Source organism: Gordonia tangerina (assembly GCF_021556435.1).
Taxonomy (GTDB): Bacteria; Actinomycetota; Actinomycetes; order Mycobacteriales; family Mycobacteriaceae; genus Gordonia; species Gordonia tangerina.
Map to the genome: position 1 here is coordinate 61,224 of NZ_JAKGCU010000005.1, position 23,456 is coordinate 84,679.

The 23,456-nt window shown below is 64.4% G+C and carries 23 protein-coding genes, 1 tRNA gene and 1 pseudogene; 5 read left to right on the forward strand and 20 right to left on the reverse strand.

The genetic code is table 11. The annotated features are described in order from the left end of the window. Nucleotides 1–10: 10 nt before the first annotated feature. From L1892_RS08205 to L1892_RS08235, 7 genes are all read right to left on the reverse strand, one after another. Nucleotides 11–850: a DUF5995 family protein gene (locus L1892_RS08205; protein ID WP_235723101.1), complete on the reverse strand. Its 840-nt coding sequence runs from the start codon at nucleotides 848–850 to the stop codon at nucleotides 11–13. Nucleotides 851–900: 50 nt separating this feature from the next. Continuing rightward, on the reverse strand, nucleotides 901–1,650 hold the full coding sequence (locus L1892_RS08210) for an ABC transporter ATP-binding protein (protein ID WP_235723102.1): 750 nt from the start codon (nucleotides 1,648–1,650) through the stop codon (nucleotides 901–903). Beyond that, nucleotides 1,634–2,629: an ABC transporter ATP-binding protein gene (locus tag L1892_RS08215; RefSeq protein ID WP_235723103.1), complete on the reverse strand. Its 996-nt coding sequence runs from the start codon at nucleotides 2,627–2,629 to the stop codon at nucleotides 1,634–1,636. Before L1892_RS08215 ends, L1892_RS08210 begins: the two co-directional genes overlap by 17 nt. Continuing rightward, nucleotides 2,626–3,849 carry a branched-chain amino acid ABC transporter permease gene (locus L1892_RS08220; RefSeq protein WP_235723104.1) on the reverse strand — a complete coding sequence of 408 codons (1,224 nt, stop codon included), beginning with the start codon at nucleotides 3,847–3,849 and terminating at the stop codon, nucleotides 2,626–2,628. Before L1892_RS08220 ends, L1892_RS08215 begins: the two co-directional genes overlap by 4 nt. Next, the gene (locus L1892_RS08225) at nucleotides 3,846–4,886 is read right to left on the reverse strand and encodes a branched-chain amino acid ABC transporter permease (protein ID WP_235723105.1); all 1,041 of its coding nucleotides are present in this window, start codon (nucleotides 4,884–4,886) and stop codon (nucleotides 3,846–3,848) included. Before L1892_RS08225 ends, L1892_RS08220 begins: the two co-directional genes overlap by 4 nt. Before the next feature lie 86 nt (nucleotides 4,887–4,972). Next, complete coding sequence (locus L1892_RS08230) at nucleotides 4,973–6,202, reverse strand: branched-chain amino acid ABC transporter substrate-binding protein (protein WP_235723106.1); 1,230 nt, start codon at nucleotides 6,200–6,202, stop codon at nucleotides 4,973–4,975. A 184-nt stretch (nucleotides 6,203–6,386) separates the two neighbouring features. Next, complete coding sequence (locus L1892_RS08235) at nucleotides 6,387–7,007, reverse strand: two-component system response regulator PdtaR (protein ID WP_235723107.1); 621 nt, start codon at nucleotides 7,005–7,007, stop codon at nucleotides 6,387–6,389. Between the two features lie 138 nt (nucleotides 7,008–7,145). Between L1892_RS08235 and L1892_RS08240 the strand changes: the two genes are divergently transcribed. Continuing rightward, nucleotides 7,146–7,222: transfer RNA gene (locus tag L1892_RS08240), tRNA-Leu, on the forward strand. A gap of 100 nt (nucleotides 7,223–7,322) precedes the next feature. Here L1892_RS08240 and L1892_RS08245 read toward each other — a convergent pair. From L1892_RS08245 to L1892_RS08270, 6 genes are all read right to left on the reverse strand, one after another. Continuing rightward, nucleotides 7,323–7,541 carry a hypothetical protein gene (locus tag L1892_RS08245; RefSeq protein ID WP_235723108.1) on the reverse strand — a complete coding sequence of 73 codons (219 nt, stop codon included), beginning with the start codon at nucleotides 7,539–7,541 and terminating at the stop codon, nucleotides 7,323–7,325. Then, complete coding sequence (locus L1892_RS08250) at nucleotides 7,542–8,912, reverse strand: ammonium transporter (protein ID WP_235723109.1); 1,371 nt, start codon at nucleotides 8,910–8,912, stop codon at nucleotides 7,542–7,544. Nucleotides 8,913–9,161: 249 nt separating this feature from the next. Continuing rightward, the gene (locus L1892_RS08255) at nucleotides 9,162–9,911 is read right to left on the reverse strand and encodes a succinate dehydrogenase/fumarate reductase iron-sulfur subunit (RefSeq protein WP_235723110.1); all 750 of its coding nucleotides are present in this window, start codon (nucleotides 9,909–9,911) and stop codon (nucleotides 9,162–9,164) included. A gap of 20 nt (nucleotides 9,912–9,931) precedes the next feature. Beyond that, complete coding sequence (locus L1892_RS08260; RefSeq protein ID WP_235723111.1) at nucleotides 9,932–11,860, reverse strand: fumarate reductase/succinate dehydrogenase flavoprotein subunit; 1,929 nt, start codon at nucleotides 11,858–11,860, stop codon at nucleotides 9,932–9,934. 58 nt (nucleotides 11,861–11,918) lie between these two features. Beyond that, nucleotides 11,919–12,743, reverse strand: a complete 825-nt coding sequence (gene sdhC, locus L1892_RS08265) for a succinate dehydrogenase subunit SdhC (RefSeq protein WP_235723112.1) — start codon at nucleotides 12,741–12,743, stop codon at nucleotides 11,919–11,921. Next, nucleotides 12,740–13,030, reverse strand: coding sequence for an Rv0250c family protein (locus L1892_RS08270; RefSeq protein WP_235723113.1), 291 nt, complete (start codon nucleotides 13,028–13,030; stop codon nucleotides 12,740–12,742). Before L1892_RS08270 ends, sdhC begins: the two co-directional genes overlap by 4 nt. Before the next feature lie 117 nt (nucleotides 13,031–13,147). Between L1892_RS08270 and L1892_RS08275 the strand changes: the two genes are divergently transcribed. Then, entirely contained in the window at nucleotides 13,148–13,570 is a 423-nt protein-coding gene (locus tag L1892_RS08275; RefSeq protein ID WP_235723114.1) for a DUF1801 domain-containing protein, read from the forward strand. A gap of 41 nt (nucleotides 13,571–13,611) precedes the next feature. On the opposite strand, the gene L1892_RS08280 is transcribed toward L1892_RS08275, so the two are convergent. Beyond that, nucleotides 13,612–14,379, reverse strand: coding sequence for a glutamine amidotransferase (locus L1892_RS08280; RefSeq protein ID WP_235723115.1), 768 nt, complete (start codon nucleotides 14,377–14,379; stop codon nucleotides 13,612–13,614). Nucleotides 14,380–14,513: 134 nt separating this feature from the next. On the opposite strand from L1892_RS08280, the gene L1892_RS08285 reads away from it, so the two are divergent. Next, nucleotides 14,514–15,167, forward strand: coding sequence for an MBL fold metallo-hydrolase (locus L1892_RS08285; protein ID WP_235723116.1), 654 nt, complete (start codon nucleotides 14,514–14,516; stop codon nucleotides 15,165–15,167). Here the strand turns inward: L1892_RS08285 and L1892_RS08290 are convergent. The 3 genes from L1892_RS08290 to L1892_RS08300 form a co-directional block, all read right to left on the reverse strand. Further along, nucleotides 15,151–15,600 carry a DoxX family protein gene (locus tag L1892_RS08290; protein WP_235723117.1) on the reverse strand — a complete coding sequence of 150 codons (450 nt, stop codon included), beginning with the start codon at nucleotides 15,598–15,600 and terminating at the stop codon, nucleotides 15,151–15,153. The genes L1892_RS08285 and L1892_RS08290 overlap by 17 nt on opposite strands. A gap of 105 nt (nucleotides 15,601–15,705) precedes the next feature. Then, nucleotides 15,706–17,319: an SLC13 family permease gene (locus L1892_RS08295; RefSeq protein ID WP_235723118.1), complete on the reverse strand. Its 1,614-nt coding sequence runs from the start codon at nucleotides 17,317–17,319 to the stop codon at nucleotides 15,706–15,708. 143 nt (nucleotides 17,320–17,462) lie between these two features. Beyond that, complete coding sequence (locus L1892_RS08300) at nucleotides 17,463–18,140, reverse strand: phosphoribosyltransferase (protein WP_235723119.1); 678 nt, start codon at nucleotides 18,138–18,140, stop codon at nucleotides 17,463–17,465. Nucleotides 18,141–18,255: 115 nt separating this feature from the next. Here L1892_RS08300 and L1892_RS08305 point away from each other — a divergent pair. Next, a pseudogene (locus tag L1892_RS08305) lies at nucleotides 18,256–18,486 on the forward strand (DUF2461 family protein); the annotation flags it as partial. A 1-nt stretch (nucleotide 18,487) separates the two neighbouring features. Further along, nucleotides 18,488–20,014 carry a recombinase family protein gene (locus L1892_RS08310; RefSeq protein WP_235723120.1) on the forward strand — a complete coding sequence of 509 codons (1,527 nt, stop codon included), beginning with the start codon at nucleotides 18,488–18,490 and terminating at the stop codon, nucleotides 20,012–20,014. A 71-nt stretch (nucleotides 20,015–20,085) separates the two neighbouring features. Here the strand turns inward: L1892_RS08310 and L1892_RS08315 are convergent, their stop codons facing one another. From L1892_RS08315 to L1892_RS08325, 3 genes are all read right to left on the reverse strand, one after another. Continuing rightward, nucleotides 20,086–22,356 (reverse strand): phage tail protein, encoded by a 2,271-nt coding sequence (locus tag L1892_RS08315; protein ID WP_235723121.1) that lies wholly within the window; start codon nucleotides 22,354–22,356, stop codon nucleotides 20,086–20,088. Between the two features lie 90 nt (nucleotides 22,357–22,446). Further along, nucleotides 22,447–22,650, reverse strand: a complete 204-nt coding sequence (locus L1892_RS08320) for a hypothetical protein (RefSeq protein WP_235723122.1) — start codon at nucleotides 22,648–22,650, stop codon at nucleotides 22,447–22,449. Continuing rightward, a complete protein-coding gene (locus tag L1892_RS08325; protein WP_235723123.1) occupies nucleotides 22,647–23,456 on the reverse strand; it encodes a hypothetical protein in 810 nt (269 codons plus the stop codon). Before L1892_RS08325 ends, L1892_RS08320 begins: the two co-directional genes overlap by 4 nt.

A 23,456-nucleotide genomic window follows, 5' to 3' on the forward strand; every position in this document is an offset into this window, starting at 1 on the left:
CCCGGTCCGGTCAGAAGAGCCCGATCGCATCAGAGGTGTCCAGGACGCCTTCAGCGGTCAGCCATTCCGCCCACATCGCGGCATGGGTGGCTGCGGTGGTGGCGGGTTCGGCGAGGCCACGGCCGCTGACCCAGGCGGCCGCCCGGACACTCTGGAAGAACAGGCCGGTCGCACGTTCCTCGCCGATCGTGTCGCCGACGATGGACGCGGTGAACAACTCGCTGAGATCCGTGCCGTAGTCGGCCTTGATCGACGCGACGATCTGCGGGGTCGCTTTCCCGAGGATCTCGCCATAGAGGTTGAAATCGGCCCACCGTTGCCGGCTGGTGTCGACGGCGTCGAGCGCGGTCGGCAGGTCCAGTATCAGATGCGAGTTCATGCCGGAGTTTGCAACGCGTCCGCCGCTGTGGCGGCAGTCGGTCGCGTACTGGTAATACCGCTGCCATTCACGAGGGACATCGGCGCCCGTCGCGTGCGCGTGAACCGAGGCGAGGTAGCGATTGACGAAGTTCAGCGCGAGCCGGCGAGCCCACTCCGAATCCGTATAGACCCCTTGGCGGATAGACGGCACGGTGGTGTCCAGGATCGGCGCGTACACGTCGGCGAAAGCGCCGCGCGGATCACCCTGGTCACCCCAGATGTCCGCGATCTGATGCACGTTGGACTGGGCATCGACCAACGTCCGGTTGGCGGATGGAGCCGACAACGCGGCGATGTGCTGCGCTTCGACGCCGGGTAGCTGCGGGCGGCACGTGGTGGTGCCGTCGGCGGCGTGGGCGGGCACGAGAACCCCGGTGACCGTGAGCAACACGAGCCCGAGGACGACGGTGGATCTGCGTAACAAGGTCATTGTGTGCGGACTGTAACGAGCAGCACCTCGCGTCTCAACCCGAGCAGACATCAGGCGACCCCGAGGTACGCCTCGCGCACGGCGTCGTCGACGAGAAGGTCTGCGCCCGCTCCTTCTTTGGTGATCGATCCGGTCTCCAGGATGTAGCCGCGAGTCGACCGACTCAGGGCCTGTTGGGCGTTCTGCTCCACCAGCAAGATGGTGGTGCCCTCGGAATTGATCGTGGTGATGATCCGGAAGATCTGTTGGATCACCATGGGGGCCAGACCCATCGACGGTTCGTCGAGGAGCAGTAGCCGAGGCCGGGCCATCAACGCCCGCCCGATGGCCAGCATCTGTTGCTCGCCACCCGACATCGTTCCGCCGAACTGCTTGCGCCGCTCACCGAGCCGCGGGAACAGCTCGAAAACATGGTCGATCGATTCGCGGTAGGCGGATTTGGACGAGAATCTCCTTCCGTAGCAGCCCATGTCGAGGTTCTCCAGAACCGTCATCCCGGGGAAGATGCGCCGCCCCTCCGGAACCTGGATGATGCCGCGTTTCACCCGCTCGTGCGGCGGGAGACCGGCGATGGACTCGCCGTCGAACAGAATGTCGCCCGACGACAGGCGGTTGAGTCCCGATATCCCCCGCATCGTGGTCGACTTGCCGGCGCCGTTGGCCCCCAACAGCGTCACCAACTCGCCGGGCGCCACGTGCAGGGAGATACCGTGCAGCGCACGGATCCGACCGTAGTGGATCTGCACATCCCGCAGTTCCAGGACCGCTGTGGCCGAGGTGGTCTCAGGCGAGTTCGTCATCGGGCACTCCCAGGTAGGCGGCGATCACGGCAGGGTCGTTACGCACCCGTTCCGGGCTGCCCTCGGCGATCTTGCGACCGAACTCGAGCACCACGATCCGGTCCGTGACCCCCATCACCAACCGCATGTCGTGTTCGATGAGCAGCACCGTGTAGCCGTCGTCGCGGATCTTCTGGATCAACTCCATGAGTGCGGTCTTCTCGATCGGGTTGAATCCGGCGGCTGGTTCGTCGAGGCACAGCAGTTTCGGTTCGGTGGCCAACGCGCGCGCGATCTCCAGCCGACGCTGGTCTCCGTAGGGCAGGTTGGCCGCCTTCTCTGCGGCGTGCGGTCCGATTCCGACGAACTCGAGCAGGGCCATGCCCCGGTCCACCGCGTCGCGTTCTTCGCGGTAGTGGCGAGGGGTGCGCACGATCCCGCCGAACACCGACGTCTTGTGTCGCGCGTCGGTGCCGACGCACACGTTCTCGAGCGCCGTCATCTCACCCCAGAGGCGTACGTTCTGGAAAGTCCGAGCGATTCCGAGCCGGGTGATCTTGTGGCGCTTGATTTTCCCCAGCGGAGAGCCGTCGAACAAGACGCGTCCCCGGGTGGGCCGATAGACGCCCGTGATCGCGTTGAAACAGGTCGTCTTGCCGGCCCCGTTGGGCCCGATCAGCCCGAGGATCTCCCCGCGCCTGATGTCGAAAGTGACGTCGTCGAGTGCGGCGAGACCACCGAAGTCCACCGTCAGTCCCGACACCTCGAGCAGGACATCTCCGGCGGCAGTGTGGATGTCGCGCTGGGGAGCGACCGCGTCGGCGACCGCCTCGGGATCGGTGAGTTCGGGATCGATCGCGGCCGGGTCGACGATCGCCCGGGCCTGCGGGTCGGCCACGGCGTCGGCCAACTGTTCCTCGTTTTCCGACCTCGCGACGGTATCCGGGCGTCGGGCCGGGGCTTTCGGTGTCGAATAGTCGTCGCGCCGATGTCGGCTCATGCCTCGGTCTCCTGCCGTTGGGACTGCGCGGCGATCGGGGCGCGGGTGACCGCACCATAGAGCCGACGGCCGAAGGTGACCAGTCGCGCTCGCGCCGGGAAGAGCCCCTGAGGTCGGAAGATCATCAGGACCACCAGAGCGAGCCCGAAGAACAAGTACTTGAACTCACTCAACGATTGTCCCCCGATCTCGACGCCCTGCACACGAGCAGGGAGGTAGACGATGATGAACGCGCCGGCGATCACGCCAAGCTTGTTGCCTTGTCCGCCGAGCACCACGGCGCACAGGAACAGCATCGAGTTGATGACGGTGAACGCTTTCGGGTCCACATACTGCACCTGCCCGGCGTACACCGCTCCGGACAGACCGCCGATGCCGGCCCCGATGACGAAGGCCCACAGTTTGTATTTGAACGTCGGCACACCCATGATCTCGGCGGCGTCCTCATCCTCGCGGATGGCCACCCAGGACCGACCGACGCGGCTGCGCTCGAGGTTGCCGACCACGATGAGGACGCCGATCACCAAGACGATGCCCAGCCAATACCACCACACCCCGTAGTTGAGGGTGCCGGCGTTGTTGGCGGTTGAGAACACGCCGTTCGGGTACTCGGCGGTGCGCCCGATCTCGGGGTACAGCACACCTTGCAGTCCGGATGCTCCATTGGTGATATCGCTGAGGTTGTCGGCCAGCAATCGGACGATCTCACCGAAGCCCAGGGTCACGATCGCGAGGTAGTCGCCGCGAACACGCAGCGTGGGAGTGCCGAGGATGACACCGGTGACGCCGGTGAGAACGATGGCCAGCGGTACGCACGCAAGCCAACCCCAAGGACCCGAGAAGATACCGTGGTCGGCCGTGTCCCACAACGGGCTGGCCGGGCTCGTCAGCAAGGCGACGACGTACGCACCGACAGCGTAGAAGCCGACATAGCCCAGATCGAGGAGGCCGGTTTGCCCGACCACCACGTTGAGCCCGATCGCGATGAGTGCCGTCATCGCGAAAGTCGCCATGACGACGCCGAAATCTGTTGCCGTGGTGGTGATCAACGGTGGATTGAGGACCGGAAGCAAGGCGATCAGGATGATAGCGGGAACACCGACCAACCACTGCATCACGCGAGGCAGGCCGTTCCACCATTGGCGGATGACGTCGCCGATGCCGCGCGGCGGCGTGGCATGTGAGGGCTCCGGAGCGGACGGTGGTTGCGCTGAGGTCATACCCGTGCCTTCCCGAGTTTCTCGCCGAGGATGCCGGTGGGGCGGAACATGAGCACCAGGATCAGCAGGACGAAGGCCACGACGTCGCGCCACTGGTTGCCGAGCACCACCGACCCATAGTTCTCCATCACGCCGAGCAGCAGGCCGCCCAACAGCGCACCCCGGACATTGCCGATGCCACCGAGGACCGCCGCGCAGAACGCCTTGATACCGAGGATGAATCCGCCGTAGTAGACGATGTTGGTGGGGACACGCAAGGAGTAGAGCAAGGCTGCGGCGCCGGCGAGCAGACCACCGATCAAGAACGTGACCATGATGATCCGCTCTCGCGAGACCCCCATGAGCAGCGCCGCGTCCGGGTCTTGGGCCACCGACTGGATACCGCGGCCCAGGCGCGTCCGGTTGATCAGGAAGTCGGTCCCCAACGCGAGGACAAGCGCGGAGATGATGATGATCAGCGTCAGGTTGTAGACCGGCGCGCCGAAGATGTTGAACTCCTGCACGGGCTGGACCAGCCGGATGGTCGGTTGGGCGCTCGATCCGCCCAACGTCGGATCCACCGGCACCTTGGGCAGCAGGTAGTGCACGAATTCCTGCAAGACGAACGACATGCCGATCGCCGTGATCAGGAAGGCCAACGGCTTCGCCTTGCGTTTGCGCAGCGGGCGGTAGGCGACGAACTCCAAACCGACTGCGGCACTGCCTGACACCGCCATGCCGCACAAACCCGCCAGCAGCAGGTAGAGCACGGTCATGACCGTGCCTTCGGAATAGGTGTTGCCCGACGGTGTGAAGCCGAGCAACAGCAGGCCGATGTACTGCCCGAACATGCCAAGCATGAACACCTCGGAGTGGGCGAAGTTGATCAGCCGCAGAACTCCGTAGACGAGGGTGTACCCCACGGCGACGAGCGCATAGATCGCGCCGTAGGTGAGTCCCTCGATGGTGAGTCCCCAGAACCCTTCCCGGAGTGCGCCGAGATCGAACCCGATGGTCGAGGCCACCGCGGTCGTCTCGGCCATCGAGTACACGATCATACGTGCCTTTCAGCCACGAAACACCACAGAGACCACGGTGCGCCCGGGCCCGACCACCGCCCGGACGCACCGTGTTGTGCTGTGCCTTATTTGACCTCGTACACCCAGATCAGCGAGGACGTCAGCTCGCCGGTGGGACTCCACTCGTACTGACGCGCCAGGCCGGGGCCCTGGTAGTCGCTGACGTAGGAGAGGAGCTCGGGACGGGTGCGATTGCCCTCGGCGATGCCCTTCATCAGGATCGAGGCGAGGTCGTAGGCCTCCACCGAGTACACGCCAGGCGCCTGGTTGAACGCCGCCTCGTATTCGGACTTGAACTGATCCGGCGCCGGACCACACGGGCACGACAGAATCGCGCCCTTGGCGCTGTCGCCGGCCTGGGCGGTGAACTGCGGATCGTTGGCGCCGTCGCCGGAGACGAACGTCTCCTGGAATCCGGCCGTCTTCAGCTGCTGAGCGAGCGGCGCGGCCTCGGCGTAATACCCGGAGTAGAACACCGCATCCGGGTCGGCGGCGGTGACCTTCGAGATGATCGCCGAGAACTCGCGGTCGCCCTTCTTGACGTCACCGGAGCAGTTCGCGTCAGCGGCCGGACCGAGCGACTCGGTCATCGCCTGGGCAAGTCCCACACCGTAATCGGTGTCATCCTTGATCACACAGACCTTCTTCTTGCCCATCGTGCCGGTGAGGTACTTGGCGACGGCGGGGCCCTGCACATCGTCGTTGGCGAGACCGCGGAAGAAGGTCTTCCAGCCGTTGTCGGTCAACGTGGGGTTGGTGGCCGAGGCGGTGACCGAGACCAGGCCCGCCTGGTTGAAGATGCCGCCGGTGGCTTTGGTCTCGCCCGAGAACGCCGGGCCGATCAGGCCGACGATCGACTCATCATTGACGATCTGCGGGGCCACCTGGGTGGCCTTCTGCGGATCGCCCTCGGTGTCGAAGGTCCGTAGGACGATCTGGCAGTTCGGGTTCGCTTCGTTGTGTTGGTCCACGGCGAGTTGCGCGCCGTTTTTGATGTTGATGCCGAGCGCGGCGTCCGCACCGGTCAGTGCGCCGGCCATCGCGATGGTGGTCTCGGGGCAGTCGGCGTTGCCGTCACCCGCCGGTGTGAGCGCGTCGGCTTCCGAGGCCACCGGCACCTCGTTGCCCTGAGTATCGATCTGAGCGAGCGGAGCGATCGTCAAACCGGAACTCGCAGCAGCTGATCCGCTGGCCCCGCCCGATCCGGAGTCGCTCGATTTGTCGCTACACGCGGATACGGCGAGCACGCCCGCCAGCGCCACCGCGAGGGCACCTGTCGTCACACGACGATGCATTTCGTACCTTCTTCACTTTTCCCACCCTTCCGGCACAGGACGTTTCGCCCGTGCCGGCCGATCTGCTGAGGAGACCTTGAGAAAACATAGACCCAAACCCGGCAACGCGCGCTGGATTGAGAAGGAAGCCGCATGACACCGACGGCGGATTTTCACAGATTTAACGACGACCCCGCCCCAACCGTCAGTTGGTGGCTCCCAACGTCTCCACGACCACCTGCGCGACGGCCTTCATGGTGGTGCGACGGTCCATCGCGGCACGCTGAATCCATTTGAACGCTTCGGGTTCGGTCATCGAATGCTTCTCCATCAGCAAACCTTTGGCGCGTTCGACCAGTTTGCGCGTTTCGAGACGATCGGTGATGGTGGCGACTTCCTTCTCGAGCGCGACCACCTCCTGATACCGGCTCACGGCGAGCTCGATGGCAGGCACCAGGTCGGCTTTGGTGAACGGCTTGACCAGGTAGGCCATCGCACCGGCGTCACGCGCCTTCTCGATGAACTCGCGCTGACTAAAGGCGGTCAGCATCACCACCGCGGCGAGCTTGCGGCTCGCGATCTCCGATGCCGCATCAATGCCATCACGTACGGGCATCTTCACGTCCATGATCACCAGGTCCGGGGTGAGGCTCTCGGTCAGTTCGACGGCGACCTGGCCGTTGGGGGCCTCCCCCACAACGTCGTACCCCTCTTCGCGGAGCATCTCGATCAGATCCATGCGGATCAGCGAGTCATCCTCGGCCACGAGCACCCGGTGCGTCGTCTGTTCGCCGGTCCGAGCCGCAGCCCTGTCTGCCACCGTCACATCCCCTCCTCGGAACGCCTACCCCTGACCAGCATTATTCGTCAGAGCTGATGCGTGCAGAGTACCGGTTGGCCCGCGCATGGGCTGATCATCTAGAGTGGACTGTCGCGGCTGCCACACAGTGGCAGCGCAGCACACGCCCTCGTAGCCCAATTGGCAGAGGCAACGGATTCAAAACCCGTCCAGTGTGAGTTCGAGTCTCACCGAGGGCACCACGAAACCCCTGGTAACAGGGTTTTGTGCCGTAGATCGAAGTCACATGCTGACTCCGATCTACGGCACAATGTCACCAGGGACCGACCTCGCCGGCTTCGGTCAGTAGACGGGCGGCTCCCCCTCCGCCGCAGGTCCCTTCTCGATCGGTTCGTGTTCGATGATCGCCTGGTACGCGTGGTTCTCGTGGCGGACCATTGCGACGAAGAAACCGATGAACAGCGCCACCGCGAGGATGAAGACGATCCACACACCCACCGAGAAGCCGCCGAAGGTGAACACCACTCCGGGGTCGTCGTAGGAATCGATCGGACTGAACATCTACTTCACCTCTTCTTTGGGAATCGTGACGACTTCGCCCGCATCGTCGGCCGGCACGGCGACGATGTCACCGGTGTCGCCGCGCATGACGGTCACCGGAATGCCTTCGGGGTAGGGCGTGGCCGGGACCTCGGCGAGGTCGAGGCCCTGCGCTTCGACCTCCGGCGGGATACGCAGCATGCCGATCTTCTTCATACCCAGGGACACCAGGTAGGCCGGGATGAAACCGAGCGCCATGAAGACCACGGCGCCGACGAGCTGGCCCCACAGCGAGATCGACGGGTTGCCATCGGTGTTGGGATACCCGGACAGGAAGACTCCCACCATGACGACCGAGTACAGACCGACACCGCCGTGGACCGCCACCGCGCCCACCACATCGTCGATCTTGAACTTCTCCAACAACTTTCCGATGTACGGGATGAGGCCGCCGGCACCGAGCGCGATGATGAACGCCAGGGCGGGATGGTAGAGGTCCAACCCGGCAGCGACGCCGATGACACCGGCCAGGCCACCCGAGATGGTCCAGAACGGCTCACCACGCGACATCAGGTAAGCACCGATGATGCCTCCCGCCAGACCCATCAGCGTGTTGAATGCGAAGGCGGACAGGGTCGTCGGACTCCCGTAGATGGTGGCGTAGCCCTCGTTGCTGTAGATGACGCAGCCCATCAGGAAGCCGAAGAAGCCGGTGAAGATCAGCATCAGTCCGACCATGGTCAGCGGCAGGTTATGCGGCCGGATCGTGACCGGGGTGCCGTCAGCCTTGAACCGACCCAGCCGTGGGCCGAGGTTGATCAGGATGCCGAGGGCGGCGAATCCGGCGATCATGTGGACGCAACCGGCGGCGCCCACGTCGTGGAAGCCGAGTTCGGTCAACATCCAGCCGGCGCCGTGCCAGCCCCACGCCGCGCCGATGATCCACACGACCGAGCCGACGAGCACGGTCAGCACGAGGAAGGCGCTGGTGCGAATCCGCTCCAGTACGGCACCGGACATGATGGAGCCGGTGGTGGCCGCGAACAGCGCAAAAGCGCCCCAGAAGATGCCGCTGGCGGAGTCCGCGGTGTTGGGCCCCATGTTGTCACTCCAGGGCAGGGCCGCCTGTGCGGCGTCTGTCATCTCGATAAACCCGCTGGGCATCGCGTTGTACAGGAACCAGCCGACGAAGAAGAACGAGGCGATGATCGTCGCGAAGGCAAGCAGGTTCTTCATCGCCGTGGCGAGCACATTCTTCGAGCGTGATGCACCCACCTCATAAGCGAGGAACCCCGCGTGGATGAGCATCATCAGCGCGATGGACATCCAGTAGAAGAATTCGTTGTTGACCGACCCCATCGTGGTGATGGCGCCCTCTACATCTGGTGGCAAGGCAGGACCTCCGCAGGCAAGGAGTGGGAAAAGGAGCGTTTCGCATCAGTGTTCGGTGCGCACTACCGGTGTACGCACGATTGACCATAAATTAGCGAACGTTCCTGTGCAGTCCTCGATGGTAAAACCGACGTAACCGGCGCGGCGCGGCAGAAGTTGCTGTTGCACAACCAGACCTGCGGATCGCCCGTGGCTATGTGCAACCCCGTGTTCACCAGAACAAAGTGCCGGGTTTCGCAGCGGCTACGCCTACTTGCGCCGGAAGAGTTTGTTGCCCAACCACACGAGTGGATCGTAATGACGATCGGCGACTCGTTCTTTCATCGGAATCAGGGCGTTGTCGGTGATCTTGATGTGCTCGGGACAGACCTCTGTACAGCATTTGGTGATATTGCACAGCCCCAATCCGTGCTCGTACTGGGCCGAATCCCGCCGTTCGGCCATATCGAGGGGATGCATGTCGAGTTCGGCCACCCGCATCAGGAAGCGTGGCCCAGCAAAGGCCTGCTTGTTCTCCTCGTGGTCACGGACGACATGACAGGTGTCCTGACACAGGAAGCACTCGATGCATTTACGGAACTCCTGCGAGCGTTGCACATCGACCTGTTTCATGCGGTACTCCCCCGGCGCCAGACCTTCCGGGGGTGTGAACGCCTGGACCTCACGAGCTTTCGCATAGTTGAACGACACGTCGGTGACCAGGTCACGGATGACCGGGAAAGTTCGCATCGGTGTCACGGTGATGACCTCGTCCTCGGTGAAGGTCGACATCCGGGTCATGCACAGCAGTTTGGGGCGGCCGTTCACCTCTGCAGAACACGATCCACACTTACCGGCCTTGCAGTTCCAGCGCACCGCCAGATCGGGCGCCTGGGTGGCCTGCAACCGGTGGATGATGTCGAGAACCACCTCGCCTTCGTTGACGGGCACGGTGAAATCCTGGAGGTCACCGTCGTCGGCGTCCCCACGCCATACCCGGAACTTCGCGTCATAGCCCATATCGGTTCTCCTCGTTGCGGTCAGTTCTCCCTGGCGCCTCCGGCGTCTGGATGACCGGCGATCTCGTCGGCCGTGTAGTACTTCACGATCTCGTCGAACTCGAACACCTCCAACAGATCCGGACGCATCGGGACCTGTTGCTCGGTGACCACGGTGACCTCTGGGACCGGCGAATCGTCGCCGGTCACGGTCTTACAGACCAACAACGTGTTGCGCCACGCCGGGTCCATGTCCGGATAGTCGTCGCGGGTGTGCCCGCCGCGGCTCTCGGTGCGCATGAGCGCCGCCTTGGCAACGCACTCGCACACCAGCAGCATGTTGCGGAGGTCGACGGCCAGGTGCCAGCCCGGATTGAACTGACGATGCCCCTCCACCTGCATGCCGCCCAGGCGGGCGCGCATCTCCTCGAGCGCGGTGATCGCCTGCTGTACCTCCGCCTCCTTTCGGATGATGCCGACCAGATCGTTCATGAACTGCTGGAGCTCGGTATGCAACGTGTACGGGTTCTCCGGCGTCCCGTCGACGGGCGGATCGAAGGGCGCCAATGCGTACGCCGCCGCTCGCTCGATGTCATCGGCAGCGACCGTCGGGCGGTTGTGCAGCGACTCCACATACGACGCCGCACCCAGCCCCGCCCGGCGACCGAAGACCAGGAGATCCGACAGCGAGTTGCCGCCCAATCGGTTCGACCCGTGCATGCCGCCGGAGCACTCTCCGGCGGCAAACAACCCGGGGACGCGGGACGCCCCGGTGTCCGGATCGACCTCGATACCGCCCATCACGTAGTGACAGGTGGGCCCCACTTCCATCGGTTCGGCGGTGATGTCGACGTCGGCGAGCTCCTTGAACTGGTGATGCATCGACGGCAGCCGGCGAATGATCTCCTCGGCGGGCATACGAGATGCGATGTCGAGGTACACACCGCCGTGTTCGGTGCCGCGCCCGGCCTTGACCTCTTCGTTGATCGCGCGGGCGACCTCGTCGCGCGGTAGGAGATCCGGTGTGCGCCGGGCGCTGTCGTTGTCGGCCAGCCATTTGTCGGCCTCGTCTTCGGTTTCGGCGTATTGGCCTTTGAAGACGGGCGGGATGTAGTCGAACATGAAACGTTTGCCGTCGGTGTTCTTCAGGACGCCACCATCGCCGCGCACCCCCTCGGTGACCAGGATCCCTTTGACGCTCGGTGGCCACACCATCCCGGTCGGATGGAATTGGACGAACTCCATGTTGATCAGGCTGGCACCGGCTCGCAGGGCGAGTGCATGACCATCGCCGGTGTATTCCCAGGAGTTCGACGTCACCTTGAAGGATTTGCCGATACCGCCGGTCGCGAGCACCACCGCGGGCGCCTCGAACAGCACAAACCGACCCGACTCGCGCCAGTACCCGAAAGCCCCGGAGATGGCGTCACCGTCCTTGAGCAGTTCGGTGATGGTGCACTCGGCGAACACCTTGATGCGTGACTCGTAATCTCCGGTTGCCGCATGGTCTTCCTGCTGCAATGAGACGATCTTCTGCTGCATGGTCCGGATCAGTTCCAAGCCGGTCCGGTCGCCGACGTGGGCCAGCCTCGGATAGGTGTGGCCGCCGAAGTTGCGCTGGGCTATCCGCCCGTCCTCGGTTCTATCGAACAGCGCACCATAGGTTTCCAGCTCCCAGACCCGATCGGGCGCTTCTTTGGCGTGCAGTTCGGCCATGCGCCAGTTGTTGAGGAACTTGCCGCCCCGCATCGTGTCCTTGAAATGCGTCTGCCAATTGTCCTTGGAGTTGGCGTTGCCCATCGACGCGGCACACCCGCCCTCGGCCATCACCGTATGGGCCTTGCCGAACAGCGACTTGCACACCACTGCGACCGAATAGCCCTTCTGACGGGCTTCGATAACCGCACGCAGACCGGCACCGCCGGCACCGATCACGACGACGTCATACTTGTGGCGTTCCGGTTCGGTCATCTGGCAGAAACTCCCAACGTCAGATCGATTGCGCAGCAAACGCTGCGCGTCAAGCGAATCACCCCACGAACCTCAGGTCCGAGATGGTGTTGCTGGCGACCAACATGATGTAGAAATCGGTGAGCACCAGGGTGCCGAGGGTGATCCAGGCGAACATCATGTGCCGGGTGTTGAGCCGAGTCACCTGAGTCCACATCCAGTACCGAACCGGATGTGCGGAAAAGTGTTTGAGCCGACCACCGGTGGCGTGACGACACGAATGACACGACACCGTGTAGGCCCACAGCAGGATCACGTTGACCACCAAGATCACGTTGCCCAGGCCGAAGCCGAACCCCCCGTCCTTGCCGTGGAACGCGGTGATGGCGTCGTAGGTGTTGATCACCGTGACGATCAACGCGACATAGAAGAAGTAGCGGTGCGCGTTCTGCAGCTTTAGCGGCAGCCGCGTCTCACCGGTGTACCCGCGGTGAGGTTCGGCGACCGCGCACGCCGGCGGGGACTGCCAGAACGACCGGTAGTAGGCCTTGCGGTAGTAGTAGCAGGTCAGGCGAAAGCCGAGCAGAAACGGCAGCACCACGAAGCCGAGGGGAATCCACATCGGCAGTTCCGGAAACGGTGTGCCGAAATGACTTGATCCCGGCACGCACGAGTCGCTCAGGCACGGCGAATAGAAGGGTGTCAGGTAGTGATAGTCGGCCACCCAATAGGCGCTGCGAACAAACGACCGGACCGTCGCGTAGACGACGAATGCCGACAGGCCCAGGACAGTGAGCAGCGGCGACAGCCACCATCTGTCCGATCGAAGAGTGCGCGCTGCGATGCGCGCCCGACCCGGGGAGAAAACCCCGGCAGTGTCCCGCTCAGCTGCGGGCGCGCTCACTTCGTCCGCTCACGCGAGTGGAAGCCCAGCCCTTCATCCTGCGCGCCGAGCCACGCGGCTTCGTCCGACTTGCTGTCCGGGACGTAGATGACGTCGTCCTTGCCTTTCGCGCGAATCCGCGGTGGTAGTGCGTGCTCGAACTCATGCAGGTCGATCTCGAGTCGGTCGAGGTCGTTGGCCATCCGTCGCACGGCATCGACATCCCCGTAATGCGCCTTCAGCGTGACGAGGTGATGCCGCAGCGCCCCGATGCTGCGATGGAGATCCTTCATGTCGGCCGCTACCATGGTTTTCCCTCCAGAATGATGTGACAAACACCACACTACTGGGTGGGTCGGCCGAGTCAACGGCTTTGACCGAACGTGTCCCGTGACTTCTCGACCGGCGCACAATACGTTGTTGCCATGACGATCAAGACCCAGCCGACCGATGCGTCGGTGCAGGAGTTCCTCGATCGCGCCACACCCGCCCACCGGGTCACCGAAGGGCACCGCGTCGACGAGATCATGCGTACGGAGACCGGCGTGGAACCGGTGATGTGGGGGCCTTCGATCGTCGGGTACGGCTCGTATCACTACGTCTCACCGTCGAAAACCTCTCGTACGGAAGGAGACTGTCCCAAGGTTGGTTTCTCCCCCCGCAAGTCGGCACTATCCTTCTACGGCCTGAAGGATCTCCCCGAAGGAGCTGCGCTGCTTCCCGACCTCGGCACCTACACCGAAGGCGCCGGGTGTGTGTACGTCAAACGCCTGGAGCAGATCGACCTTGATGTGCTACGCCGACTGATCCGCATCGCCTACAGCCGAGGCGACGATCCACGTAGCTGACCACCGAGGTGTATGTGTCCGATTCACTTGCGGCGTGCCACTCAACGCCGGTAGCGCTCGGTGAAGCGCTTCAGAATGGTGGGCGGGTGCTGTGCGTCGGTCGCCCGCGCGGTGGCCTGTAGCGCGCTCGCCTCGCTCGGGTCGAAGTAGCCGAAGTCGCGGTAGACGTCGATGCGCGTGCACAGACTCTCCGCGTCGAGTTCAGGGTGGAACTGGGTGGCATAGACATTGGTCCCTACCCGAAAGGCTTGCACCGGACAGTCAGGTGAGGAAGCGAGGTGTACCGCGTGCTCAGGTAGCCGCGTCGCTGCTTCTTTGTGCCCGCCGTAGGCCGCGAAGCCGGCCGGTAGATCGGCGAACAGCGGATCGTGGTGCGCAGCGTCGGTCAGGGTGACCATCAGCGGCCCGACCGGCTCGCCGTGGGTGCGGTCGATTGCGGCACCGATCGCCGAGCCCAGTGTGCCCACGCCGTAGCAGCAGCCCAAGAAAGGGAAATCCGCGGCGACGATCCGTTCGGTCAGCTCAGACAGCTCCGCCTCCACGCGACGCTGGGTCGCGTTCTTCGCCGCGATGGGGTCGCTCACGTTGTACGGTCCGCCGCCGAGGATGATGCCCGACCAGTCGTCGAGATCGACGTGTCCCAACGACCGCTGGGTCAGATTGATCGCGCGTAGTTCGTTCTCGGCCAAGGCGCCCAACCGCAACACAGACCGATGCTCGTCCACGGCGGCCGCCGGCTCGGCGCGGATGGACAACAGCAGGAAAGGGCGCGCACCAGCTGTCGTCGGCGGATCCTCTCGTCTGGGCACGAACAATCATTGTGCCCTGACCGATCATCGTTGCCGCCCGAATTGCCAACGGCAGACCCGAATTGTCTCCGGCAGACTTTGTAGAGTCGGTGATGACAGTCAACCGCCGATTCAACCCTCACGCCGGAGGAATCATGCGCCTCACCAAGCACACTCACGCGACCGTCACCCTCGACAAGGGTGCGGGCGTGCTGCTGATCGATCCGGGGGCGTTCACACCGAATGCGGCAGAACTGCTGAGTCAGGCCGACACCGTACTGATCACCCACGAGCACTTCGATCATTTCGACGGTGACGCGATCGTGGCGGAGATGCAGCGCCGACCTGAGTTGCAGCTGTACGGGCCCGCCGCCGTCACCCGCAAGCTCACCGACGTCGCCGACCGCGCGCATGCGGTCTCGAGCGGGGATACGTTCACCGCAGCCGGATTCGACGTCGTCGCCTTCGTCGCCGATCATGCCGTGATCCACCCGGAGATCCCGATGGTCGACAACGCGGGCTTCCTCATCGACGGGCACGTCTTCCATCCCGGCGATGCGTACCTCAACCCCCACTGCGCGGTCGAGGTGTTGCTTCTGCCCATCAGCGGTCCGTGGATCTCGACGGAGCAGGCGATCGACTATGTACGAACGCTCGCCCCGAAACGCACGATCGCGATTCATGACCTCATGCTCAGTGACACTGGCAAGACCAGTTCGGAGATGTTCCTCGGCGAGAACTCGCTGACGAAGACGCCGATGGAGATCATGGGTGTCGGCGAGGTCACCACACTTATCGTGTCGGGCTGATCTGCTCGACTCGTCGATCACCTCGCCTGCCGTCGGACCCGGCGATCAGCGCCCACAGGACCAGTACCGGCTGGAAGAAGAGACGCACCAGTCGCTTGGTGTCGGTGTCGAGTCCGAATGCGTCGATGTGCTCGAGGTATTGATATACATTGCCCGGGAACACGGCGACGAAGAACGCGGCCGCGATCCAGGACACGAGCTTGCGATACCTGGGCAACGCGATCAGCGCCAGACCCAGCACGATCTCGACACCACCCGACGCGAGCACGACGAAGTCCTTGTCCAACGGCACCCAGTCGGGCACCTGCGCCTGGAACTCGGCCCGTTGGGCCGTGAGATGCCCCACGCCGGCGACCACCAGCACGACGCCGAGCGCCACGCGTGCGATCGCTCGTCCGAGAGACTGACGAGTGGTGTTCGGTGACAACAACATTGATCCCCCAGACGCTCGTTCTCGGACGTCGCGACACCGTCCCGGCACGTCATCGACGGTAGCCGAGATTTATGTGGTGCACAACAATGTTGCACACCATAGAGATCAGAAGGAGATTCCTAGCGACCAGGCGAACAGCGTGTACCCGGCAAGCGTGATCAACACGATCCCGATGAGGTTGAGCCAGACCCCACCGCGGATCATCTGACCGATCGTGACGTATCCGCTGCCGTAGGCGACCGCATTGGGTGGGGTGGCCACCGGCAGCATGAACGCACACGTCGCCGCGAGGGCGACCGGCACCGTCAACGCCAGTGGGTCGATGCCCATCCCCATCGCCACCCCGCCCGCCACCGGCAGGAAGGTCGCCGCTGTCGCGGTGTTGCTGGTGATCTCGGTGAGAAAGATGATCGCCGCGGTCACCACGATGATCAGGACGATCACCGGGATGGCGTCGAGGCGTGCGGCGACGTCACCGATCCATGTGGTCAGGCCGCTGGAATCGAACTGTTCCGACAAGGCCAACCCACCGCCGAACAGCAACAGGACACCCCACGGCAGCCGCACCGCCGTCTCCCAGTCGAGTAGCCGGACTCCTGGTGTGACGCCACTGGGGAGCAGAAACAACAGGACCGCGGCCGTCATGGCGATCCCGGTGTCGGAAATGGGTGGGTCCTCATCCCAGATCAGCGGCACGGCAATCCACGAGGCCGCGGCGAGGGCGAAGATCACCGCCACCCTGATCTCGCCCTGTGACATCGGCCCGAGGTCGTCGAGTTCACCTCGGATCAGCTGCCGACCGCCAGGAATGTCATCGATCTCCGGTCGGAACAAGACGTGCGACAACAGAAACCAGGCGATGACGAGGAACACCACGGCCAGCGGCACCCCTGCGATCATCCACTCCAGGAAACCGATGTCGATGCCTTCGCCCTCCAGGTACCCCACCAGCAGAGTGTTCGGCGGCGTGCCGATGATGGTGCCCAGCGATCCGATCGATGCGGCATACGCGATGCCCAACATGAGCGCGGTGCCGAAGTTGCTGGTGATCACGGCCTGGGTGATCGCGTGCTGATCGCTTGCTGTCGCCGCATCGGTGTCCTCGGTCGAGTCCGACGTCTCGGTGTTCGACCGCAGATCGAGGACCAGGATGAGTACCGACACCCCGATCGGGATCATCATCACCGCGGTGGCCGTGTTCGACACCCACATCGACAGGAATGCGGTGGCGATCATGAAGCCCGCGATCACCATCGTCGGCTTCGTCCCCATGGCGCTCACCGTGAGCAGGGCGATGCGGCGGTGCAGGTTCCACCGTTGCATCGCCAGCGCGAGGATGAAACCGCCCATGAACAGGAAGATGATGTTGTTGCCGTAGGAGGCACCGACGTCGTTGACCGAGACGTCGGAGTCGAACACCGGGAAGATGACCAGCGGAAGCAGCGCCGTCGCCGGGATCGGGATCGCCTCGGTCATCCACAGCACGCCCATCAGCACGGCGGTCGCAGCGGTCAATCGCGCGGGATGGTCGACATCTGAGGGCAACACGAGGTAGACGATGACCGCGAGGAGTATGCCCGCGCCGAGTCCGAGCCACTGACGTCTGCGCCGGCCCGGCTTCACCTCCTCGGCCCGCTCGCCGGCGGATCGGCGGTCGACCTCGTCGAACTGATCGGCCGATCGCTGATCGTTGTGATCGCCACCGCCAGCCTGTGCCATGCGACCTCCTCGTCTGCGGTCACCATGGCACGTTTCCTGTCCGCAGCACGCGGGAATGGCCATAACATCGTTGCCAACCACGTGGCGAGATCGCTCCTACCAGCCGGTACGAGGTGCGATCGACGCGTCGGGCACGACTGCGCTCAACGGGTGCCGGCGTAGCTCAGCAATTCTCGGATGTCCGCATCGGTGATCGGCTCGAATTCGTCGTAGGCCGCGCACGCACCGCGGAAGGACTCCAACAGAGTCGGGCAGATGACGTGGTCGACATCGCCGAACCTCTCCGACATTCCCGGCGGCCCCACCGGGACCGCAACAGTCACCTGTGCCGCACCGAGACGGCGTAGCGCGCCGACCGCCGCGCGCATCGTCGCTCCCGTCGACACCCCGTCATCGACCACGACGACGTGAGCGTCACGGACCGCAATCCCGGCACGTCCATGACGATGGACACGGGTGCAGCGTTCGAGTTCGGCCCGCGTACGACGTACCAGCGTGTTCCATTCATCCGGAGTGATGCCGAGGCCGCCGATGATCTCGTCATTGGTCACCATCACCCCCGGGTACGCGATCGCACCAGCCGCGAGCTCCGGTTGATCCGGTACACCGATGGTGCGCACGGGCAAGACGTCGAGGGGGGCGTCGAGGTGTTCGGCAACTTGTCGAGCCACCGGCACTCCCCCGCACGGCAGCGCAATCACGGACGTCTCGGCGGCCGGTGCGGGCAGAGCGGAGAGGTGCCGCTCGACGTGCTCGGCGAGGATTCGCCCGGCATGCACCCGATTGCGGTACGCCCGCCCGGCGAAGATGTGGCTCGTCATGACAACCTCGTTTCAGCTCAAATGCCACGCGACCGGTTGTCTGAAGCCGCACCAACGCAAATGAGACTACCCGCGACGAACGGTCCGAAACATGACTGCGCGTAGGCTGCCGGTCATGGCCTTCACCGGTTTCCCCGAGGCTGCACTCGACTTCTACGACGACCTGGAAATCGACAACTCCAAGGTGTATTGGGAGCTCCACAAAGGCACCTATCGCACTGCGGTCGCCGTGCCGATGGCTGAACTCACCGACGAGTTGGCCGCCGAGTTCGGCTCAGCCAAGATCTTTCGCCCCTACCGCGATGTTCGGTTCTCCAAAGCGAGACGAACGCAATATACAAGACGGTATGTCAGTTACAGATAGCGCGCAACCCGCCGGCCTCCGCGTCCTCGGTCGGCTCCGGATCTCCCGAGCCCGCGACGAGTCGACCTCGATAGAGCGCCAGCGCGAGATCGTCCAGCAATGGGCAGATACCCACGACCACAACGTCATCGGCTGGGCGGTCGACGAAGAGGTCTCCGGAACCGTCGACGCGTTCGCAGCTCCGGAGCTGGGTCCGTGGCTCACCGACCCCGAGCGCATCGAGAGCTACGACGTCATCGCGTCGTGGAAGCTCGACCGGCTCGGCCGTAGCTCGATACAGCTCAACAAACTGTTCGGCTTCTGCCGGGACCACGACAAGACGCTGGTGTGCGTCGCCGACAACATCGACCTGAGTACCTGGGTCGGTCGGTTGGTGGCGAACGTCATCGCCGGACTCGCCGAAGGTGAGCTAGAAGCGATCCGCGAGCGGATACTCAGCTCGCGCCGGAAGTTGCGCGACACCGGGCGATGGACCGGCGGACGACCACCCTACGGCTACAAAGCCGTCCCGCTCGACGGCGGCGGAAAGCGGCTCGACCTCGACGACGAGACCTCGGCCCGCGTCCGCGAAGCGTTCGACCGCGTCGTCACCGGCGACTCGGTCGGGTCGATCGCCGAGGACTTCACCCGGCGTGGTGTCCCATCGCCCGCCGATGTAGTCAGGCTCCGCAACGGTAAGCCGACCACCGGCGCGGCGTGGCGGCGCGGGACGCTGCACGAGATCCTGACGTCCCCGTCGCTGCGCGGGTATGCGATGCACCGCGACGAGATCGTCCGCGACGGGCTCGGACAGCCGGTACGCAAGGGTCCGGAGCTTCTCGACGCCGACGAGTTCGACCGGCTGCAAGCTCATCTCGCCGAGCGGTCGAAGCCGTCCGACCCGACCCGGCGGACTCAGTCCCCGTTGTTGGGCGTCGTGTGCTGTGATGCTCCCGGCTGCGGTATGAACATGCACCACAAGGCCCAAGGCTGGACGCGCGCCGACGGGTCTCGCGCGGTCACCCGCTACTACGTATGCCCCGACAAACACGGCGGGCAGGTCAGAGCCGAAGAGTTAGAACAACTCCTCGAAGACGAGTTCCTCGAACACCACGGCGACCGCGAGGTCACCGAGCGCCGGTTCGTCCCGGCGCAGTCGCACGAGACCGAGCTTGCAGACGCTCAGACGTCGCTGGACGACCTCACGAGGATGTATGCGACCGCGAGGTCCGACGCGATGAAACAACGCTTAGAGAGCCAACTAGCGGCCCTCGACGAGCGCGTCGCGGAGCTGGAGACGATGCCCGTCCGATCGGCCCGGTACGAGACGATCCCGACCGGGCGTACCTACGCCGACGAGTGGCGAGACCGCGACACCGAACAGCGTCGGCGACTGCTGGTGTCATCGGGTATCCGGTTGTCGGTGTTCCGATACGAACGGTCTAGCGCGCTGCGGTGGGATCTTCGGGTCCCGTCGGACTGGTCCGGAGACCTGCCCGCCGAGCCGCTCCAGCCGCCGGAGACCGAGTAGCCTCCGGCGACCGAGCTGTCGCTTACCGTCGCCGATAACTAGGCAGCGGAGCTGCCGACTCGGACCGCAAGTCATCGCTTGCGGTATTGGAGAGACTCCTTCTTCTGACGGAGGTTCTCCTTGCGTTGTGCCTCGTCGAGGTCCTTGACGATGTACGTCGGACCCTGCTCCTTGGCGTTGGGTGTGACCGAGCCGTTGATGAGCGAGTTGATCGCCGAACCGACAGCGCCGGACGACGAGAACCCGAGATCGGATGCCAGCGTCCGGAACGGAGCCTGCGCGATCTGTTTGCCCGACCCGATGAGGTCGTCACGGATCTCTTCGTCCCACGCCTTTTTCACCCGCTCGGCGAGCGTCTTCGACGCGGCTTCGGCTGGGGTGGTGTGCTTCATACCGTTGGCGAGACCCTGGACGATGTTCCTGCCGAACCCGAAGAACACCCGCGACGGCGAGAAGATCTCCAGGACGTTCGAGAACGCGCCGGCGATGTTGCCTGCGATCTCTCCGGCCTTCGCGATCACCGCGCCTGCGCCGGACACGATGCCGTTGAGCAAGCCTTGCATCATCTGCACACCGATGGTGAACAGCGTCGACGCGAGACCCGACAGCGCGCTTTGGATCTGTCCCGGCAGCGCCGCGAAGAACGCGAGGATGTTCGACACGCCTGCCGAGACCGCCGACACCGCGGACTCGATACCGGTTTGCACCGCGCTGACCACGGAGCGGAACGCGCCTCCGGTTGCGGCGACGACAGCCGACCACGCCGAGGCCAGCAACGCGCCGACCCGCGCCGGGAGTTGGGTCACCGCAGAGATGATCTTGCCGACCGCTCCGGAGACCACCGACGCGACGGTGTTCCACGCGGCCCGCGCGCCGGCGACCGCGGTAGTCCACGCCTGACCGAGCACCCCGCCGACGGTCGAGACGATCGCTGCGATGTTGTTGAACGTGTTGGTGACCGTCTCCACGACGCTGGCGAACGCGGTCTGCGCGGTCGTCGCAACCCAGTTCCATACGCCGGTGAAGGTGTTCTTGATGGTCTCGCCGACGCCGACGAATTGCTGTTTCAGCCACTCGATCGACTTACCGACCGGAGAGTTGGCGAAGTCCATGTTCACGAACGGGTCGGTCAGATCCTTCTTGATCGACTCCCACGAGAAGAACGAGCCTTCTCTACCCTCTTTCGGAGTCAGCGCCGGACCGAGCAGACCGGGTCCGCTGTTGAGCTTGTCGGACAAGTCGACGATCTTCGCGAGGAGATCCCCGATGGTCTCCAGGCTCTTGATGAACTTGTCGACCTTCTCCGGGTCGGACATAAAGTCGAGACCCTTCTCGCCGAGCTTCCCGAGGGTCTCCAGGATCGTTTTGAGCGTCTCGCCGAGCTTGTCGAAAGCGGTATCTAAGGTGCCGTTCTCGCTCATCTTGTCGATCCAGTCGGTGAACGACTTACCGGCTCCGTTGAACCACTTAGAGATCGACGGGAGCTTCTCGGACAGCTTCTCGGCGAGCGTGATGAACCCCGAGGTGAAGTCTCGGACGCCGGGTGCCGAGTCGGATATAGCCTCTCCGATATTCGAGATCGTGTTGCGGATCTGGCGCATACCCTTCTGCGACGTGACCGTGTCCGCGAACGACTTCGCCACGTCGGCGAGGCCCTGGGACACCTTCGGCAAGCTCTTCTCCAGCGTCGGAAAGATCCGACCGAGCTGTTTGAACACCGGGGTGAACTGAGACTCGACCTTGTCGGACATAACCCGTTTCAGATCCGCAAGCGGAGCCTCCAGCGTCGACGCGGCACGCTTCAGCCCGTCCATACCGAGCGCGAGCGCCGCAACCGGCGTCGCGACCGCAGCAACCAGACCCGGCAGCGTCAACAACGCGGTGGTCACCAACCCGACCAGCGGAGCGAGTACGGCGATCAGCGCGCCGATGGCTACGGCACCACCGACGCGGCCTCCGAACCCCCGCATCCGCGACATCTGCTGAGACATCCTCGACAGCCCGCTCAACGCCTGCTGCGCCTGGCGGCTGTCGACCTCGACGGGGATCTCGACCTTCTGCGCGCGGGCGAGAGTTTGTAGCTCGGCGGTGACCGCTCGTAGCTGCGCGCGGGTACGCGCGGGGTCGATCTGGGTCTTGATCCGGACCGGGCCGGCGTCGTCGCCGAGCGAGCGTAGCTGCTGCTCGACCTTGGCAACCGATTTCTTCGTGAGCTTGACCGGGACTTTGACCTTCAGTCCCTTCGCGGCACGCTTCAGCGACCGCTCGGCATCACGCCGGAACTTGCTGGTGTCGGGCATCACGCGTACGGATACGCGCCCGACTACCTTTCCTTCTGCCATATGGCAATTCCTTTCTGTGGGGTCGGCAGGATCTCCCTACCGATACGACGAAACGCCGGACCCCACGGAGGGGTCCGGCTTCGCGTCTGACTAGTGGATGACCCGCATCCCGAGCCGGAACTCGCAGACGTTGAACCGGGTCATCAGCCCGTCGATGACGAGCTCGTGAGCGCCGCGGCGTGCGGCCTCGTCGATCTCGTCGAGCAACCGGCACGCCTCGTCGAGGACGTCGGTGTCGGCGTCGGGGTAGCGCGCGAGGACGTGTTCGCGGTACCGCTCACCGACCGAGGTCACGCGTAGGTGATCGCAGCGCCGCGCGGGGTGGTGCCGGTGCCTGCGTAGGACCGGACCCGCTCGTCTTCGAGCGCGTCGACCAGCTCGCGCGACTCCCGCGGCGTCTGAAGCCGGAACTCGACGCCGTCGCGTGCAGCGGTCAGCCACAGCGGGTTGAGCTGGCGTTCGACGCCCGACATCGACCGTCCGCCCTTCTGGTGGGCGTCTGCCATGTCGTAGAACACCTTCGGTGTCGTCGGGCGGATCAGCCGGACCGGCGGTTGAGCCATACGCCCGACGCCGGGGAGATCCGATAGCCCGGTCACGAACGAGTCGAACACCGCGAGATCTGCGGCGGCTCGCTTCGCATCGTTGAGCGCGCCGAGGACGTCGGCGTCGCCTCCGTTGACGATCTGCTCGGTGGTGACGCCCACCGGGAGCCGGTTGACCGCATCCGCGTACCGCGCGGCGGCGGCGTCGAACTCGGGTGCGAGCTGGTCGACCGCGTCGGGAGCTGCTGCGGCCAGCGCGTGCAGCGCGCGGCGTACCCGGTCGGTCTCGATCTCCTTACGCGCACGTTCCATCGCCGACCGCGCGTCGACCGACAACGTCGGCAGAAGCTGCTGCGCGCGGTCGCGGACGACCTGCTCGGCGTTGGCTTCGGTGATCTCGACGTCGGGCAGACCCGGCGGTCGGGTGTCGACGAAGCGCAGCGCGTCGAGTTCGGCGTCGAGCCGGACGAGTTCCTTCGAGAGCGTGACGCCTGCGGCTTTCCAGGCGTCGAAGGTGTTGCGGACGGTGAGTTCTACGGGGATTCCTGATGCCAT

Coding starts and splice junctions, on each gene's coding strand:
- L1892_RS08290 (WP_235723117.1), bottom strand. CDS start 15,600: ATGTTGTTGTCACCGAACACCACTCGTCAGTCTCTCGGACGAGCGATC.
- L1892_RS08245 (WP_235723108.1), bottom strand. CDS start 7,541: ATGTTCAGTCCGATCGATTCCTACGACGACCCCGGAGTGGTGTTCACC.
- L1892_RS08300 (WP_235723119.1), bottom strand. CDS start 18,140: ATGACGAGCCACATCTTCGCCGGGCGGGCGTACCGCAATCGGGTGCAT.
- L1892_RS08275 (WP_235723114.1), top strand. CDS start 13,148: ATGACGATCAAGACCCAGCCGACCGATGCGTCGGTGCAGGAGTTCCTC.
- L1892_RS08295 (WP_235723118.1), bottom strand. CDS start 17,319: ATGGCACAGGCTGGCGGTGGCGATCACAACGATCAGCGATCGGCCGAT.
- L1892_RS08310 (WP_235723120.1), top strand. CDS start 18,488: ATGTCAGTTACAGATAGCGCGCAACCCGCCGGCCTCCGCGTCCTCGGT.
- L1892_RS08215 (WP_235723103.1), bottom strand. CDS start 2,629: ATGAGCCGACATCGGCGCGACGACTATTCGACACCGAAAGCCCCGGCC.
- L1892_RS08220 (WP_235723104.1), bottom strand. CDS start 3,849: ATGACCTCAGCGCAACCACCGTCCGCTCCGGAGCCCTCACATGCCACG.
- L1892_RS08230 (WP_235723106.1), bottom strand. CDS start 6,202: ATGCATCGTCGTGTGACGACAGGTGCCCTCGCGGTGGCGCTGGCGGGC.
- L1892_RS08255 (WP_235723110.1), bottom strand. CDS start 9,911: ATGGGCTATGACGCGAAGTTCCGGGTATGGCGTGGGGACGCCGACGAC.
- L1892_RS08315 (WP_235723121.1), bottom strand. CDS start 22,356: ATGGCAGAAGGAAAGGTAGTCGGGCGCGTATCCGTACGCGTGATGCCC.
- L1892_RS08270 (WP_235723113.1), bottom strand. CDS start 13,030: ATGGTAGCGGCCGACATGAAGGATCTCCATCGCAGCATCGGGGCGCTG.
- L1892_RS08205 (WP_235723101.1), bottom strand. CDS start 850: ATGACCTTGTTACGCAGATCCACCGTCGTCCTCGGGCTCGTGTTGCTC.
- L1892_RS08210 (WP_235723102.1), bottom strand. CDS start 1,650: ATGACGAACTCGCCTGAGACCACCTCGGCCACAGCGGTCCTGGAACTG.
- L1892_RS08285 (WP_235723116.1), top strand. CDS start 14,514: ATGCGCCTCACCAAGCACACTCACGCGACCGTCACCCTCGACAAGGGT.
- L1892_RS08225 (WP_235723105.1), bottom strand. CDS start 4,886: ATGATCGTGTACTCGATGGCCGAGACGACCGCGGTGGCCTCGACCATC.
- L1892_RS08260 (WP_235723111.1), bottom strand. CDS start 11,860: ATGACCGAACCGGAACGCCACAAGTATGACGTCGTCGTGATCGGTGCC.
- L1892_RS08325 (WP_235723123.1), bottom strand. CDS start 23,456: ATGGCATCAGGAATCCCCGTAGAACTCACCGTCCGCAACACCTTCGAC.